The sequence below is a fragment of the Rosistilla carotiformis genome (genome assembly GCF_007753095.1).
Taxonomy (GTDB): Bacteria; Planctomycetota; Planctomycetia; order Pirellulales; family Pirellulaceae; genus Rosistilla; species Rosistilla carotiformis.
Map to the genome: position 1 here is coordinate 271278 of NZ_CP036348.1, position 15401 is coordinate 286678.

A 15401-nucleotide genomic window follows, 5' to 3' on the forward strand; every position below is an offset into this window, starting at 1 on the left:
GTTTCACCCGCCCGGCGAAGCTGGGAGGGTCGGAAAACGAGCGTTTAGCTAGTTTTTCGGGTAGGGCGGTTCGTCGGCTCGACCGCCGTCCATATGTGTAGACTCCCCTCCCCGAACTTCGCTTCGCTGGTTCGACCCTCCCCTGTCAAACTTCGTTTGGGGGAGGGTGAAGTGTCGAGCAGTTTCACCCGCCTGGCGAAGCTGGGAAGTTCGGAAAACGAGCGTTTAGCTAGTTTTTCGGGTAGGGCGGTTCGTCGGCTCGATCGCCGTCCATATGTGTAGACTCCCCTCCCCGAACTTCGCTTCGCTGGTTCGACCCTCCCCTGTCAAACTTCGTTTGGGGGAGGGTGAAGTGTCGGCCAGTTTCACCCGCCCGGCGAAGCTGGGAGGGTCGGAAAACGAGCGTTTAGCTAGTTTTTCGGGGAGGGCAGTTCTTCGGATCGATCGGTTTCGTAATGCGCAGGCTCCCCTCCCCGAACTTCGCTTCGCTGGTTCGACCCTCTCTGTGTCAAACTTCGTTTGGGGGAGGGTGAAGTGTCGAACTGGCTGTTGTGTGTCGTCGCTTCGCGACGCCTGAGGTTGTCACTCTGCACCAAAATTGCAAAAAATGAAGATTCTAGAAAAGAATCTTGCGAGATCGGCCGATTTGGCTGACTATTGGGATAGGTAGCGTACGCGCGGAGAGTTCTTGATTTGACAGCAAAGGCAACGGTTGCGATGAAACAGAAGCCAGGTAGTCCGCACATTTCACGATTTGCAGCGGTGGCTGTCACCGCGCTGATCTGCAGTTCGGGCGAGACCGCGTCGGCTCGCAGCGCTCCCGCCTCGGAGAGCAACGCGATCCAGCAGATCGAACGCTATTGTTCCAAGAGTTGGCAGACGGCTCACATGCCTCGCGACGAGTGGAACGATAGCACTCAGCAGGTGTTGGCGGAGTTGTTGGAGCGGATTCCGCGCGAGCGACTGACCGCGGCGATCGGAGCTTCGGCATCCGAGGAGCGTCGCGAGCTGAACCGTTCGATCTGGCGGATCGTCAAGCGTTGGGTTCGGCGTCAGCGGCACGCCCCGTTGGACGATTTCGACACTCCCGGCGTTGTCGACGATCAATCGTCGCGCGTCGACGACCAGATCGAACAGGTCTTGCGCGTCGCTTCGACTCAGTTGAGCGACCAGCAGCGGCGGATCATCGAGCTGCTGAAAGAGGGTCTAACAGTAGCCGAAATCGCGGGGCGAATGGATCTGACGCCCAGCCGGATCAGCAACGAGAAGCATCGCGCGATCAAGCAGATCCGTCGCTATCTGTGCGACGCTGCGTAAGTCGCCGTTCTCTGCACGGCTGTGGTCGGATTCGATCGCAGCGTCTTCATCGGCTGCGTCGTTGTTAGGACCGGTACGATCGCTATCGTCGATGGCGAGTTCGCAGCGGTTGGTTTGGGATTCGCCCGGTTTGCGGCAGCGACGCGACGTAGGGTTCGGGATAGCCGCCTTGTTTGGCAATTCCGTGGGTCCCACCGTAGTTGCACCGATGATCGAAACCTTAGACGCTCCATTACAAGATACGCTCAGCCGCGAAGCTGAGGTTGCTTCTTCCGCCGCGCTCTCGTCCGAATCGGGGCACGCCGGCGCTGGCGAAACCGCTGCGGCCAGTCTGCGAATTGGCCGCGAAGCGATCGAGATTCTGCAGTGCCCCGGATGCAGCGGCGCGTTGTCGGTCGCGGCCGAAGCGATGCAGTGCGACGCGTGCGAGCGAAACTATCCGGTCGCCGATGGCGTTCCGGTACTGGTTGTTCCCGAGAAGAGTCTGTTCGACATCGAGACGTTCACCAATGCGGAGCCGACGTTTTTTCGGCCTGTCGGCAAGGTCCGTGAACTGATCAGTGGGTGTCTGCCCGATGTGACGTTAAACGTTTCATCGGACAAGGTTTACGCCCGGATGTTGCAGCAGATGCTGGAGCGTTCGGAGCATCCCGTGGTGCTGGTGATCGGTGGCGGTGTGATCGGCGGTGGGATGGATTGTCTGGTCGACGATCCGCGGATCACGCTGATCGAAACCGACGCAGCGATCGCGCCGCGGACCAGTTTGGTCTGCGACGGCCACGATCTCCCCTTCGCCGACCAATCGGTCGACGCGGTGATCGTGCAAGCGGTTTTGGAGCACGTCGTCGATCCGCATCGCTGCGTTCAGGAGATTCATCGCGTGCTGAAGCCGGGCGGGTTGGTCTATTCCGACACGCCGTTTATGCAGCAAGTTCACGGCCGGCAGTTCGACTTCACCCGCTTCACGCGACTCGGCCATCGCCGCTTGTTCCGGATGTTCGACGAGATCGAGAGCGGGATCAGTTGCGGTCCCGGGACGGCGCTCGCTTGGTCGCTGCGTTATTTTCTGCTCAGCTTCTTCGCCAGCGATCGGATGCGGGCTGCGGTCAGCCTCGCCTCGCGGTTGATGTTCTTTCCGCTGAAGTACTGCGACCGCTACCTCGTCAATAAAGCCTCCGCCAGCGATGCCGCTTCGGCGTTCTATTTCTACGGCAGTCGCAGCGAGACACCGTTGTCGGATCGCGAGCTGGTCGCGTCGTATCACGGCGGGTTTTAGATTAGGGTCGTGAGGTGCGATTGGTCGGCTGAAGCCTCGACTCCAGCGCGGGGAGTTGCGCTTGGTCGGCTAAAGCCTTTACTCCAGCGCGGGGAGTTGCGACTCGCAGTTGCTAGGTGCGGTTGGTTTCTTCTTTGACGATCTGGCCGTCTTGGAAGTGCAGGGTGCGCTCGGCGTGTGCGGCGACGTCGGCGCTGTGGGTGACCATCACCAGCGTGACCCCTTCGGTCTCGTGCAGGTTCGCGAAGATCGCCAGGATCTCTTCCGTGGTGCGACTGTCCAAGTTGCCTGTCGGTTCGTCGGCAAAGATCAGCTTCGGTTCGTTTGCCAGCGAGCGAGCGATCGCCACACGTTGCCTTTCACCGACACTCAGCCGCATCGGCAAGTGGTTCGCTCGATGCCCGATGCCGACGCGTTCCAGCAGGTCGTGGGCTCGCTGGTGCTTTTCCGCCGACGATCGCGGCGGGCCTTCGAACATCGGAACTTGGACGTTCTCGATCGCCGTCAGGGTTGGCAGCAGGTAGAAGGATTGGAAGACAAAGCCGAGTTCCAGGGCGCGGAATCTGTCGAGCGATCCATGTTGGGTCAGCGGTTTTCCGCGGTAGAGGACTTCGCCCGAGGTTGGCACGTCCATTCCGCTGAGCGTGCACAGCAGCGTGCTCTTGCCGCTGCCGCTGGTCCCCATGATCGCGACGTATTCGCCTTGGAAGATCTCCACGTCGACGCCGCGAAGAGCTTCGACATTCCCGTTGGGATAGACTTTTCGCAGTCCCTTGCATTGCAGCAGTGGTTGCGTTTGTTCGTTGGTTTTATTCATAGCGTAGGCCCTCCGATGGCAGCAGACGCGAAGCGCGCCAGGCTGGATAGGCGGCACCGATTAGGCCGACAAAAAATGCGATCGTCATTCCCGCGGCAAGGACCCAGGGGGCGATGTGTCCGCTGAGGAAGCCGTTGACTTGCGGCATTTTGGTGATGTAGTGGCTGCCGACGATGGCGACACCCGCCCCGAGTGCGGCGCCGAAGATGCTGAGCACAATCGATTCGCCGACGATCATCGCGATCACGCGACCGCGTCGCCAGCCCATCGCGCGAAGCACGCTGATCTCGCGGATCCGCTCCATCACGCTCATGATCATCGTGTTCAGCATCCCGATCGTGCCGACGCCGACCGCGATCAGCGACGTGACCCAGGCCATGGCTCGGGTCAGTTTCAGTTGGAAGTTGTCGCGGACGTAATCGTCGGTCGATGAGGCGTCCAGGTTCAGACTGTTGCCATCGGCATCGTTTAGGTTGTCGATCCGTTCGCAGACCGCTTCGATCGCATCGGCATCCGCTTTGATCTCCGGATCGACTTGAACTGAAAAGCCGGTCACGCTCCCTTCTCGCAACATCAGGTCTTGCAGACGCCGCAGCAGCATGATCGCGGCACCGCGTTTGAGCAGCGTCTTGGAGTCGTAGATGCCGACGACGTTAAACGTCTCGTCTTGGATCTCGATCGGTTGATTGACTTTGGCGTGCATCTTTTCGGCTAACGCTTCGCCCAGCATGACCGCATCGACATCGTCGGGCTCCAGCGACCGGCCCTCGATGATCTCGATATCGTTGAAAGCGAAGGTGCCATGTTTCCAGCCTTGCAGCAGGACGGGGACCTGGTTGTCGTCGATCTCCATCGCGATCTGTTCCAGCAGACCTTGGGAGACGGCAGCGACGCCGGGGACTTTGCGGATGTCGTCGGCGACCGCTTCGTTCATGTCGCCAGCGATCTGCAGCAGCGATCCTTTGGGAGAGATCACGATGTCGGAGCCTTCGTTTTTGAAGGACTGCAGAACGGCGGATTGAAAGTCGTCCGAAACGCCCAGCAGCGCGATCGTGGTCGCGACGGCGACGGCGATCCCGCACATCGTCAACAGCGATCGAGCTTTGCGACGCAGCAGGTTCTTCAGAATGAAAGTTGCAAAATTCACGGTGTGGTCACAGTTTTGATGGTGAGTTGTGCTTCATTGGTCGCCGTTCGCTCCGCGAAAGTGCGGATGCGAAACGTCTTTTCGAGGAGCGAAAGGCGACCGTGGGGAAGCGAATTGCGTGTTGTTTGCGGTGGTAGTGTTATCGGCGGGCGAGTTCGGCCAGGAACGATTTCGTTTCGGCGACGATCGCCTTGGGGTTTTCGAGCGGTGCCAAGTGGTTGGCCTCGGGGATCACGGCTTGTCGGCAATCGGCAAGCCGTTCGTTTAAAAACTTGCTGGTCGCTTCGAAGGGAGAGTGTTCATCGTACAGTGCCAGGACGGGAACGCTAGTTGCCGCGATTCGATCGGCGTCGAGCCCCGCGGTGGCGAAGGTGTCGGTTCCGGCGGAGGTCCCCGACAGGCGAACGAGGCTCGAGAGCCAACGCTCACCGATCGGCCCAAGCTGTTCGCGCAGATGCTTTCGCTGACGGTCGTCCCAGCTGCCGACGATCGAGAACAGGTGAGGGAAATCGACGACCGGGCCGATGTCGGTGTCGACCTGCAGCAGCGTCTCGCGGAGGCTGGTCCAAACGCTCGCCTGTCCCATGTTCGGTTCCAGCGATTGCAGGCCGGGGAAATAGGCGTCCGAGAGGATGATCGCGCGGACGCGGTCGGGGTGCAGCGACGCGAGGTGAGTCGCTACGACGCCGCCAAAGCTGTGTCCCAGCAGAGCTGCCGATTCGATCTGCACATGATCCATCCAACGCAGCAGATCCGCGGCGATCACGTCGCTGGTGTAGTCGGCTGGCGTGACGTTGGTCGCACCGTGGCCGCGCATGTCGACCGCGCTGACTCGGTATTCATCGGCCAGGCCTTCCATCACGCCGCCAAACATCCAGATCGACAGGTTGCTGGTGAAGCCATGCAGCAGCACGATGTCGGCCCCTTCGCCCGATTGTTGGTAGTGGACTTTCAGTGGTGGTAGGTCGGCAAAAGGCATTTTGGAAGATGCTGGCGCGTCGGAAGGAGTGGGTTGGGAAAGGGGAGGGGAGGGCGGTCGTCGTCGGCTTCTTAAAGGCTGCGGTGCAGGAAGTCGACGAGTTCACCCACCTGGAGATCCTTGACTTGTTTGGCCGCCAGTTCCGAGAGGAACGGGTTGAAGTCGAGTTTCGTTTGGAAGTGCTCTTCGAGCGTCTCGCCCAACACGACCGCATCGATCGAGGCAAAGCCGAGGTCTTGGAAAAACATCGTCTGTTCGTCGATCGGGGCATCGTAGGTTTGCCCCTGGAAATCGGAGAGGATCTCTTGCAGTTCGGACAAAATTTCTGGACGTGTTTTGGAGGTCATGGTGGTTGGCGTGAAGGGCGGTTTGTTTGTCTTGATGTGTGGATGATTGGCGAGCAGTGCGGCTGGCCAGCTGGCTATTGTGCGGAGGTCGATGTCGAGGAATGGATCCATCCGCCGCCGAGCACTCGATCGCCGTCGTAGATCACGGCAGCTTGGCCTGGAGCCACGCCATCGACAGGTTCGTCGAACAGGACGTCGAAACGGTTGGTCCCCTGCGGTGTAACTTGTGCGGCTTGCGGCGGGCTGTTGTACCGGATCTGCACGCTGCACGAAAACGTTTCGGCGGGGGGATCGATCAACCAGTTGGCTTCATGAGCGATCAAGCCGTCGCGAGCCAAGTCGGCCTTCTGCCCGATCACCACGCGGTGCGTGTCGGGTTCGATACGGACGACGAAGTAGGGTTCCCCCATCGCGACGCCGAGGCCTTTGCGTTGGCCGATCGTAAAGGCTTCGATGCCGGGATGCTCGCCGACGACATCGCCAGCGGTGGTCACGATCTGCCCGGCGGTGTCGCCGCCGCCGCTGCGGTCGCGCACAAATTGGCCGTGGTGTCCGCTGGTGACAAAACAGATCTCCTGGCTGTCCGGTTTTCCGGCGACTCGCAAACCGATCGCTTCGGCTTGTTGGCGGATCCAAGGTTTGTCGTAACCGCCGACGGGCAACAGCATCCGCGACAGCAGGTGCTGGCCGATTCCAAACAGCACGTACGATTGGTCCTTGCGATCGTCGACGCCACGCCGCAGCGCGAAGCTGCCGTCGGCTTCTTCGGACAATTGAGCGTAGTGGCCGGTGGCGACGTATTGGGCATCGATGCTGTCGGCGTATTCGAACAGCCGGCCGAACTTGATCCAGTTGTTGCACTGCACGCAGGGATTGGGCGTTCGTCCCTGGGAATACTCATCGACAAAATAATCGATGATCCGGCGGAAGTCCTGCTTCAGGTTGAGGGCATAAAAAGGAATCCCCAGCCGATCGGAGACCCGCCTCGCGTCGGCGGCATCGCTAGCGCTGCAACAACCCTGTTTGTGGTCGGCGCGGCCTTGGACGATCGGCAGCACGGGCGATTCCGAACCGTCGGGAGCGCGGCAGACCTCGGCCGATTCCTCGCCGTGTCGCATGAAGACACCGACAACCTCGTGCCCTTGTTGCAACAACAGGTGGGCTGCGACGCTGCTGTCAACGCCTCCGCTCATCGCTAAAACAACCCGTGCCAAAACATCACCCTGATCAATCGTTGTGTGGAATCGCTCGCCGCGACAGAGCCACCCTGGACGGGCCCACTGTGCTTCCCGGCGGGGCGGCATATAATTCGTCAACGCCGCAGATTCATCATCGGCCGCGACAAAACACGTGTCGCTGAATACCCTCATGGTTAACGATTGGAGAGAGTTATGGAAGGTGATCTAAAACAAAGAGCCGAAGAGATTCGGCAACGCTTGGTCCAACTTCGAGACTCTCTTTGACTACGCTGGCAAATGTGAACAGATCGAAGAGATCGAAAATCGGATGTCGGGGCCTGGATTCTGGAACAATTCCGAGGCGGCGCAGGCGGTTGTTCTGGAACTGAAGTCGCTCAAAAACATCGTGGTTCCGATCAACAGTTCGACCAAGGCGGCCGCTGGGTTGGATGAACTGTTGGAAATGATGGCCGAGGAACCTGAATTGGCAGCCGATGTTGCGGCGGAGGTCGAGCGATTGGAAGGGGTGTTGGACGATCTGGAGCTGCGGGCGCTGCTCAACGGCCCCAACGATTCGGCTAGCTGCATCCTTTCGATCAACGCCCGCGACGGGGGGACCGACGCCAACGATTGGGCGGAAATGATGCTGCGGATGTACACCGCTTGGGCGGCGAAGAACGACTACTCCATTGAGTTGTTGGATCGCCAGGACAACGAGCAGGCGGGGATCAACCATGCGGCGATCGCGATACGTGGGCCGTTAGCGTATGGCTATTTGAAGGGTGAGGAGGGGATGCATCGTTTGGTGCGGATCAGTCCCTTCAACAGCGAAGGCAAACGCCAGACCAGCTTTGCCGCCGTTTCCGTCGCTCCGGATATCGAGAGCGCTGAAGAGATCGAGATCGAAGAGAAGGATGTCGACGAGGATACCTACCGGGCCAGCGGGGCAGGGGGGCAGCACGTCAATAAGACCGACAGCGCCGTGCGGTTGACGCACCGACCTACCGGGACGGTGGTGCAGTGCCAGAACCAACGCAGCCAGCATCAGAATCGCGCTACGGCGTGGAAGATGTTGCGGGCCAAGTTGGCGAGGATCGAAGAAGAGAAACGCGAGCAAGAGGAGGCGTCGAAATACGCGTCCAAGGCGCGAACCGGTTTTGGATCGCAGATCCGAAACTACTTCTTGCATCCGGACCAACGGGTCAAAGATGCGCGGACCGGACATCTGGAGGGAAACTTCCACTCGGTGCTTGATGGCAGCGACCTGCAGCCGTTCCTCGATGCATTCTTGCAGCTTCGTGCCGCGGAGAATTCAAAATAGCCACCGGTGAACGGTATGCGTTCGACCCGTGGCTTTCTGATTTGTTGTCGATCACTTTCGCAACCGCAGCGTGTTGGACGCTGCGGTTGCGGTGTGCTTGATGGCAGCGACCTGCAGCCGTTCCTCGATGCATTCTTGCAGCTTCGTGCCGCGGAGAATTCAAAATAGCCACCGGTGAACGGTATGCGTTCGACCCGTGGCTTTCTGATTTGTTGTCGATCACTTTCGCAACCGCAGCGTGTTGGACGCTGCGGTTGCGGTGTGCTTGACGGCAACCGGTGGGCCCTTTAATAGCTGACCTGTTGGATCGCATTGCTGGATCCAGGCATGGGCAGCCGTGTGGGGGCGTTCATCGCTTGAGGCATTGTGGCCGGGATCGGTGCGATCGCGGCTTGAGCATTCGTCGGCGAGCCAAGGCTTGGCATCTCGTCGGGAGTGCTGATCACAGGCGTCGGGCTTTCGGGAGCCATCATCGGGGCAGTTTCCATGACGGGCATCGACGACACGCCGGGGGCACTTGGGTCGAACGGTCCACGCGATACGGGGCATGGTGCTTCGACGGCCTCGGGAGTTAGGCAAGGTCGGAAGAAGCGTCCCTGTTCGCATGCTTCACGATAGGCGGGCGAGTGCCAGCCACCTTCGGACAGGTGAACGTGATTGTAGGCAAGCAGGGTTCCCTTCTGGCGGTGCAGGTCACGCATCGCCAAGTTGTAAGCGACCAGTGTGGCGTAATAATCGCTTTCGCTGCTGACGACTTGACGTTGAGCCTGCAACAGGAAGTTGATGTTGTCGGCACCGCGGCGGTAGCGTTCACGCAGCACTTCCAATTGGCGGCGATCGGCGATCCAGCGGTTGTAGTTGGTCTTCAGCAATTGGTACTGACGTTGCACCTCACGCGATGCATCGGCCAAGTCGTGGCTGACGCGAAGCTCGGTCTCGTTCATCAACGCACGCTCTCGCGACAGGTTCAATTGAGCGTGCGAGATGGCCACCGAGGCCTTGCGGAGACCGACGGGGAACGCCAATTCGACGCCCGCCTGCCATTCCTGGTAGTCGCCGCCGGCGATCTCGCCGTACATGCTATCCAGGTAGGAATCGTCGTCGCCGATCAGGTGATTGCCCAGGCCACGCCAGCGGTACTGGCCCAGGAAGTCGAGTCGCGGTTGCTTGTTCAGTTTCGCAGCGGTCAATTCAAGTTCACGCTTCTTGATAGCCCATTTCTGGCGACGAATTTCGACGCGCCGTTCGAGGCCTTGGTTCAGGACGCTGTTCCAATCGAAGACCACGCGAGCGTCGTGCGGGTCGGTCGCTGGTTTGATCAGCCGCCCGTCGGCCGCGGGAAGGCCGAGCATGTAACGAAGTTTTTGTTCGAGCTTGTAGAGACCCACCTCGCCTGCCAATCCATTTTCGACCTGAACTTGGAATTGGTAGTATTGCGATCGAGCCTGAGCTTCTTCGTCGCTACGACCGGCACCGACGTTTAGACGAAGCTCTTGATACTGGAACGTTTGCAGTGCCGCTTCGCGGCCACGCAGTTGGGCTTCGAGGTTGCGGTAGGCGAAGTAGAGATTCCAGTACGCTTCTTCAACGTCGTTGGCCAGTTGGATCACCGAAGCTTCGAAGTCGGTCAGGCTGATGTCATTGTTGACGCGAGCGATCAGCACACCGTTGTATACGCCGATCTGGCTGTTGGGGCCCGCGATCCGGTTGAATTCCGTGCCTCGGCCCTGCATCAAAGGTTGTCGGTATTCACCCTCGAAGAAGCCAGCGAAGTCGCTGGAGAAAAAACGGCCAGGCGAGTTCGGTCGGTCGTACGCCACGTTATGTCGCGCGGCAAAGCTGGCACCGGTCGCTGTGGTCTTGCTGATCTCCGTGGCATAGTTGGCATATGTTTGCTGGAACGCCAAAGGACGGAAGAAGGCGACCGCACCATTGGGGTCGACGTTCTGCGGTTGATCGTTCTTCTGCCAGAACAACTCGCCGGCAAACTGCGCGTCGAACTCCGAGAGTGCCGCTTCGACGCCTCCCAGCGGATTCGCTTCGGCCAACGCCGGGTCGTAGATCGTCGGAGTGGTTTGAGGCGAGGTGACGACGCTGGCGCCCAAGCTTCGTAGAACGGGACCCTGACCGATCGCCATCTGGATCGCTTGTTCCAGCGTGAGGTCCCAGCTGGGCATCTGCGATGGATCTTCCAAGGCCAGTGGGGCAGCCGTTGAGTTGGCTGCCGCGCTGGCTTCATTTGCCATCGTTTGCACATCCGGATACTCAATTCGGGTGGCCACGGAATCGTAGTACGATTTGGTCGTGTCGTGCGGACCTGGCGGAAGTTTCCAGTTGGCGATGCACCCGGGCAGCGCACAGCCGCTTGCCGCCATGATCGCCGCCGCGAGAAGTTTCTGCGTGCGTGTTTTGAGTCGAGCCATGAGTCGATGCTTCTCTGCTAGAGTCCTGGAAGTCCGTTATTCCACAAATACAACTGGAACAACGCAGACGTCATCAGAGCTATCGACCGAGGGACCGGAGGATCTAGAGCAATCAACAGAGAAGTTAGCACGCCATTTTGCAGTCAACTTTGGCTAACCGTTAAGCTTCGACATGATGCCTCGGCTCAGGTAATTTGTGCCGACGATATCGTCTACGACTATTGGGGGCAGCGCACTAAAACCAGCATCTGGGTTTGGAAGTCGGGGCCTTCGTCGTTGGGCGTTTCCGGCGACCATTTCATCTGCTTGGCCGACTCTTCGGTCAGGGCAAAGAATGTCGATTGTGCGGCGCGGGGGAACCTATTCGCACCCGCCCCAAATGTCAGATGATGCGCCAATGCCTGGGTGTCGGCGTGTTGGATGACCGAGGGATCGACCGAAGAGAGTTCGCTGATCGTGGTCAATAGGTTTGGGTCCATGGTCATCTGAAAACCGACGCTCTTGACGACGCTTTGATGGTTGAACAAGGACAGCATGAAGCGATCCAGACGCTTCGCCGACCCCTTTAGCAGCAGCAATTGCGTGTCGCCATCAACGGTTTGCGGGGCGTCGAAATTCACGGTGCCGATCATCTTGCTTTGCACCAGCTGGCCAACTAGATCGCGACTGATCGATTGGGGTTGAACATCTTGGATCCCCGCGGTTTCCAGAGCATATTCCAGTTCGTTGAGATCGCGGCCGCGTTCTGTTAATTCCACTTCCAGCAGAACCGCAAACTCCAGCTTGTTCGGAACGGCGGCCGCAGGACGAGTGCTTTCACCGGGCGCCTCGGCGGGTTGAGTGATAGTGGGCGAGGCCGTGGGAGCCATCGCAATTCGTTCTTCAGGAGTCTCGTGTACCGCTGTTGGGGCGGTCGTTGCCGCAGGTGTCACGGGATCGACCGAAGGGGCGCTCGGGGTGGCTGCGTCGTCATTAGAAGCGATCGCTTCGACGATGGGGCTCGGGGCGGAATCTGTCGCGCGGCTCGGTTTCGGTGGGTTGCCGAGGGAGTCGCTGGGCGTTGCCGCGTTCGTGGGCCCGCCAGCGACGTGCGTGCCGCCGGGTTGAACCGTTGGGTTGTTTGCGTTCCATGCGACGATCAACATCAAACTGGCCGCCAGGGCAGCGATGCCGCCCAGCCAGGCACGCTGATGGCGCTTCCAAACGCCCTGCTGTTCGCGAGCCTGCGCCCGCCGAATCGGATGCGTCTGCGGAAGATTCTCGGCATCAGCCTGTGCCAACACCGCCGTCCAGACACGATCGGAAAAATCGGTGCCCAAACGCGCATCGGTTGCCAGCGACGCCCGCACGTCGGCCTGTAAGGCGCGCAATGATTCTAGTTGTTGACGCGCCGCTGCGTCGTTCTGCAGCAATTGTTCGACGTACGACTGTTCGTCTGCACTGAGACCCTGGTCCAGGTAGGCGCTGAGCAGTTCTTCGCGGGCATCGTTGTTCATGGCACTTCAGGTCCCGACATCATTCGGGTTAAGGAAATTCAATGTTTCACCCGTTCAGGCATCGCCTGGTGGTCGGATGATAGCTTGCGTTTGCCGGTTAGGGCGTCGTTTGGGCGCAAGGATTGACGACGCAGTGCCGATGGAGCCGGCATGACGTCCCTACTGCTGGGATGCAAGTGGGGTGGCAGAAGTTCCTTCGTAAACCGCCTAACTTGAGTGGAATCGCCATCGGGCGACGGTTCCGTTTTCCGTAAATGCTTTGCTGTAATAGGTTTGGGTTCGTGGGCCGGCGTGGTGAGGGATCGCTTTCGTGCGGGAATCGCTGCTGTTTCGCAACCGCTGGAACGTAAAAAATGTGTAAAAATGTTGACGTTTGAGGGGGGCTAGTCATCGATCGCGTCGCCGATCGCCTTTTCGTCCAAGGAAAGGCCGGGCAGGTCCGACCGATGCCGCGCTGCTTCGAGGAATGATTCTAACAGCACCTGTGCGGCGACCGCATCGATCCGCTTCTTGCGTCCCTTGTTAGTCAGTTTGGACGGTGCCAGTCGTTGGTCGGCTGCGGCAGTGGAAAAACGTTCATCAAACAACCGGACGGGTAGCTCGGTCGTTTGCTGCAACCACTTCGCAAACCTGCGGGCCTCGATCGATTTCTTGCTCTCGGTACCGCTCAGGTGGATCGGGAATCCGACGATCCATCCGGCGATCCGCTCTTCGTCGGCCAGTTGGCAGAAGGCTTTTCCCCGTTGCTCAGCCGCTCCTTGGGGAACCACCGTCAGCGGGCTGGCGATGATTCGGTCGGGGTCGCAGACCGCAACGCCGATCCGGACGGTGCCGTAGTCGACCGCGGCGATTCGCCCTTGGCTTGGGAAGGGAAGCGGTTGCGGGCTCTCGTCGCTCATCTTTTCTCAATCTGAATAAGTGGAATCATCTGGACTCTTAATACTCGATTCTCCGCCCTAGGGCTATCGCACCGCGGCGTCTCCAATTGTGGAATATCGGGGGCGCGGTAAGATTCCAGGATGCCTACGATCCGCCAACTGCCGCCCAATCTCGTCAATAAAATCGCCGCCGGAGAAGTCATCGAGCGGCCCGCCTCGGTCGCCAAGGAGCTGTTGGAAAACAGCATCGATGCAGGATCGACGCGGATCGAAGTTCTGTTGGAGGCGGGAGGGGCCGATCTGATTCGGATTAGCGACAACGGCTGCGGGATCGATGAAGATCAGATGACGTTGGCCGTCACCAGCCACGCGACCAGCAAGCTGCCCGACGAGGATTCGTTGTTCCACGTCGGCACGCTTGGGTTCCGCGGCGAGGCGTTAGCGTCGATCGCTTCGGTCAGTCAGATGGTGATTCGCAGCCGAACGCCCGAGGCGGCCAGCGGCAGCGAAATGCTGATCCACGGCGGCGTGATCGAACCTCTGGCACCTTGCGGTTGTCCCGTCGGAACGGTGATCGAGGTTCGCAATCTGTTCTTTAATACGCCGGTGCGACGCAAGTTCATGCGGACGCCGCAAACCGAAACCAGTCATATCGTCGAGGCGTTCACGCGGATCGCGCTGGCCAATCCGCAGGTCCACATGGTGCTGCAAAACGGCAACCGCGTCGTCCACGATCTGCCCGCCACCGACAAGATCAATGAACGGATTCGCGCCTTCTTTGGCGAAGAGATCTCCAGTGGTTTGATTCCGATCTCCGGCGACAATGGCGAGGTGAAGCTGACAGGGTTTGTCTGCGATCCGAGCGTCAGTCGTGGCAACAATCGAATGCAGTATCTGTTCCTCAATGGCCGCCACATTCGCGACCGGGCGCTGCAGCACGCGCTGGGCGAAGCCTTCCGCGGGCTGTTGATGGTCGGCCGATTTCCGATCTGCTTCATTAATTTGGACATGCCGTCGGACCTCGTCGATGTCAACGTGCATCCTACCAAATTAGAAGTTCGGTTCACCGAGAGCGGTCGGATCTACAGCCAGTTGCTGCAGACGCTGCGGCACAAGTTTTTGACGAGCGACCTGACGGCGCGCGTCGGCAACTCGATCTCCAGCAACGCGCCGACGACTGCCGAACCCAAATCCGAGGCTGTCGAAACATCGAACGATCTGGAGCAACGTCAACGTCAGGACGTGATCCAGTGGGGCCGGTCGAGCAACTCGACCGCAGAGCGGGATCTGCCAAACATTCGCCCGTCGATCCGTTCGCTGCCGGGAGAGCTTCCCGATTTCCAACCCTTCCCTGGTGGCGCTCGTGCCGTTGCACCCGCTCGCGACCAAAGCGACGAATCGTTTGGAATTCCGTTCGAACCCAGCCCGCGGTTGCCAGGTGCGGAGGTCGACGGGGGGGGCGATGCGACACAATACGATCAAGATGTGGAAACGACGCGAGTCGATGGGCTGCATCCGTCGAAGCCGCACAGTCATCTCGGCTACCAGGTTCACAATCGCTATCTGGTCACCCAGGACGAGACCGGGATGGTCGTCGTCGATCAGCACGCTTTGCACGAGAGGATCCTTTACGAACGTGTTCGCGAGAAGGTGTTGAATGGCAGCCTGGAGACGCAGAAGTTATTGGTGCCCGAGCCGGTTTCGCTGACCTCATCGGAGGCCGCCACCGCGTTGGAATCGAAGGATCTGCTGGCACAAGTCGGGATCGAAATCGAACCCTTTGGCGGCGACACCGTCGTCGTTTCCGCTTATCCCGCCATGCTGGCGAAACTGCGCCCCGAGGATCTGCTGAGGCAGGCGTTGGAGTCGCTGATCTGTGCTGGCAAGGATCCCGAGGTCCGCGATCTGTTGGACCATCTGCTGCACACGATCGCTTGTAAAGCTGCGATCAAAGCGGGCGATCGCTTGACGTCCGAAGAGATCACCAGCCTGTTGGAACAACGGGACATGTATCAGGACACGCACCACTGTCCGCACGGTCGCCCGACCGCGCTCTTCTTCAGCCGCGAAGAACTCGACCGCATGTTCGGCCGCATGGGAGCTCGCAAAGTAAACCCGACCGGCCACAAGTAACCGGTCGTTTCACTGGGTCAGGCCGTGGCCGTGCGGGGCCTTCCGCATGGACTTGTTTTAGAACCTGCCCCGATGCACCGGTATCTCCA

Annotated in this window: 12 protein-coding genes; 4 read left to right on the plus strand and 8 right to left on the minus strand. The window is 59.6% G+C overall.

Annotated elements, in window-relative coordinates; all coding sequences use genetic code 11:
- Positions 1-717 precede the first annotated feature (717 nt).
- Complete coding sequence (locus tag Poly24_RS01020; protein ID WP_145089204.1) at positions 718-1317, plus strand: sigma-70 family RNA polymerase sigma factor; 600 nt, start codon at positions 718-720, stop codon at positions 1315-1317.
- Between the two features lie 208 nt (positions 1318-1525).
- Complete coding sequence (locus Poly24_RS01025) at positions 1526-2593, plus strand: methyltransferase domain-containing protein (RefSeq protein ID WP_145089207.1); 1068 nt, start codon at positions 1526-1528, stop codon at positions 2591-2593.
- Between the two features lie 112 nt (positions 2594-2705).
- On the opposite strand, the gene Poly24_RS01030 is transcribed toward Poly24_RS01025, so the two are convergent.
- The 5 genes from Poly24_RS01030 to mnmA form a co-directional block, all read right to left on the minus strand.
- Positions 2706-3410 carry an ABC transporter ATP-binding protein gene (locus tag Poly24_RS01030; protein ID WP_145089210.1) on the minus strand — a complete coding sequence of 235 codons (705 nt, stop codon included), beginning with the start codon at positions 3408-3410 and terminating at the stop codon, positions 2706-2708.
- Positions 3403-4557 carry an ABC transporter permease gene (locus Poly24_RS01035; protein ID WP_145089213.1) on the minus strand — a complete coding sequence of 385 codons (1155 nt, stop codon included), beginning with the start codon at positions 4555-4557 and terminating at the stop codon, positions 3403-3405. Before Poly24_RS01035 ends, Poly24_RS01030 begins: the two co-directional genes overlap by 8 nt.
- Before the next feature lie 139 nt (positions 4558-4696).
- Positions 4697-5536: an alpha/beta fold hydrolase gene (locus Poly24_RS01040; protein ID WP_145089216.1), complete on the minus strand. Its 840-nt coding sequence runs from the start codon at positions 5534-5536 to the stop codon at positions 4697-4699.
- Between the two features lie 71 nt (positions 5537-5607).
- The gene (locus Poly24_RS01045; protein WP_145089219.1) at positions 5608-5883 is read right to left on the minus strand and encodes an acyl carrier protein; all 276 of its coding nucleotides are present in this window, start codon (positions 5881-5883) and stop codon (positions 5608-5610) included.
- A 74-nt stretch (positions 5884-5957) separates the two neighbouring features.
- The gene (gene mnmA / locus Poly24_RS01050) at positions 5958-7097 is read right to left on the minus strand and encodes a tRNA 2-thiouridine(34) synthase MnmA (RefSeq protein ID WP_145089222.1); all 1140 of its coding nucleotides are present in this window, start codon (positions 7095-7097) and stop codon (positions 5958-5960) included.
- Between the two features lie 177 nt (positions 7098-7274).
- On the opposite strand from mnmA, the gene prfB reads away from it, so the two are divergent.
- Positions 7275-8382, plus strand: a protein-coding gene (gene prfB, locus Poly24_RS01055) for a peptide chain release factor 2 (protein WP_391556901.1) whose coding sequence is annotated in 2 segments (ribosomal slippage) — positions 7275-7343 and positions 7345-8382 — 1107 coding nt in all. Because the reading frame shifts where the segments join, the coding sequence is not laid out codon by codon here.
- 287 nt (positions 8383-8669) lie between these two features.
- Here the strand turns inward: prfB and Poly24_RS01060 are convergent.
- From Poly24_RS01060 to ruvX, 3 genes are all read right to left on the minus strand, one after another.
- Complete coding sequence (locus Poly24_RS01060; protein ID WP_145089225.1) at positions 8670-10805, minus strand: TolC family protein; 2136 nt, start codon at positions 10803-10805, stop codon at positions 8670-8672.
- A 218-nt stretch (positions 10806-11023) separates the two neighbouring features.
- On the minus strand, positions 11024-12301 hold the full coding sequence (locus Poly24_RS01065; protein WP_145089228.1) for a hypothetical protein: 1278 nt from the start codon (positions 12299-12301) through the stop codon (positions 11024-11026).
- Positions 12302-12684: 383 nt separating this feature from the next.
- Positions 12685-13200 carry a Holliday junction resolvase RuvX gene (gene ruvX / locus Poly24_RS01070; protein ID WP_145089231.1) on the minus strand — a complete coding sequence of 172 codons (516 nt, stop codon included), beginning with the start codon at positions 13198-13200 and terminating at the stop codon, positions 12685-12687.
- Between the two features lie 120 nt (positions 13201-13320).
- Between ruvX and mutL the strand changes: the two genes are divergently transcribed.
- Complete coding sequence (mutL, locus tag Poly24_RS01075; RefSeq protein WP_145089234.1) at positions 13321-15312, plus strand: DNA mismatch repair endonuclease MutL; 1992 nt, start codon at positions 13321-13323, stop codon at positions 15310-15312.
- The last annotated feature ends 89 nt before the right edge of the window (positions 15313-15401 follow it).

Coding starts and splice junctions, on each gene's coding strand:
- Poly24_RS01040 (WP_145089216.1), bottom strand. CDS start 5,536: ATGCCTTTTGCCGACCTACCACCACTGAAAGTCCACTACCAACAATCG.
- Poly24_RS01030 (WP_145089210.1), bottom strand. CDS start 3,410: ATGAATAAAACCAACGAACAAACGCAACCACTGCTGCAATGCAAGGGA.
- ruvX (WP_145089231.1), bottom strand. CDS start 13,200: ATGAGCGACGAGAGCCCGCAACCGCTTCCCTTCCCAAGCCAAGGGCGA.
- mutL (WP_145089234.1), top strand. CDS start 13,321: ATGCCTACGATCCGCCAACTGCCGCCCAATCTCGTCAATAAAATCGCC.
- Poly24_RS01065 (WP_145089228.1), bottom strand. CDS start 12,301: ATGAACAACGATGCCCGCGAAGAACTGCTCAGCGCCTACCTGGACCAG.
- Poly24_RS01020 (WP_145089204.1), top strand. CDS start 718: ATGAAACAGAAGCCAGGTAGTCCGCACATTTCACGATTTGCAGCGGTG.
- Poly24_RS01060 (WP_145089225.1), bottom strand. CDS start 10,805: ATGGCTCGACTCAAAACACGCACGCAGAAACTTCTCGCGGCGGCGATC.
- Poly24_RS01025 (WP_145089207.1), top strand. CDS start 1,526: ATGATCGAAACCTTAGACGCTCCATTACAAGATACGCTCAGCCGCGAA.
- Poly24_RS01045 (WP_145089219.1), bottom strand. CDS start 5,883: ATGACCTCCAAAACACGTCCAGAAATTTTGTCCGAACTGCAAGAGATC.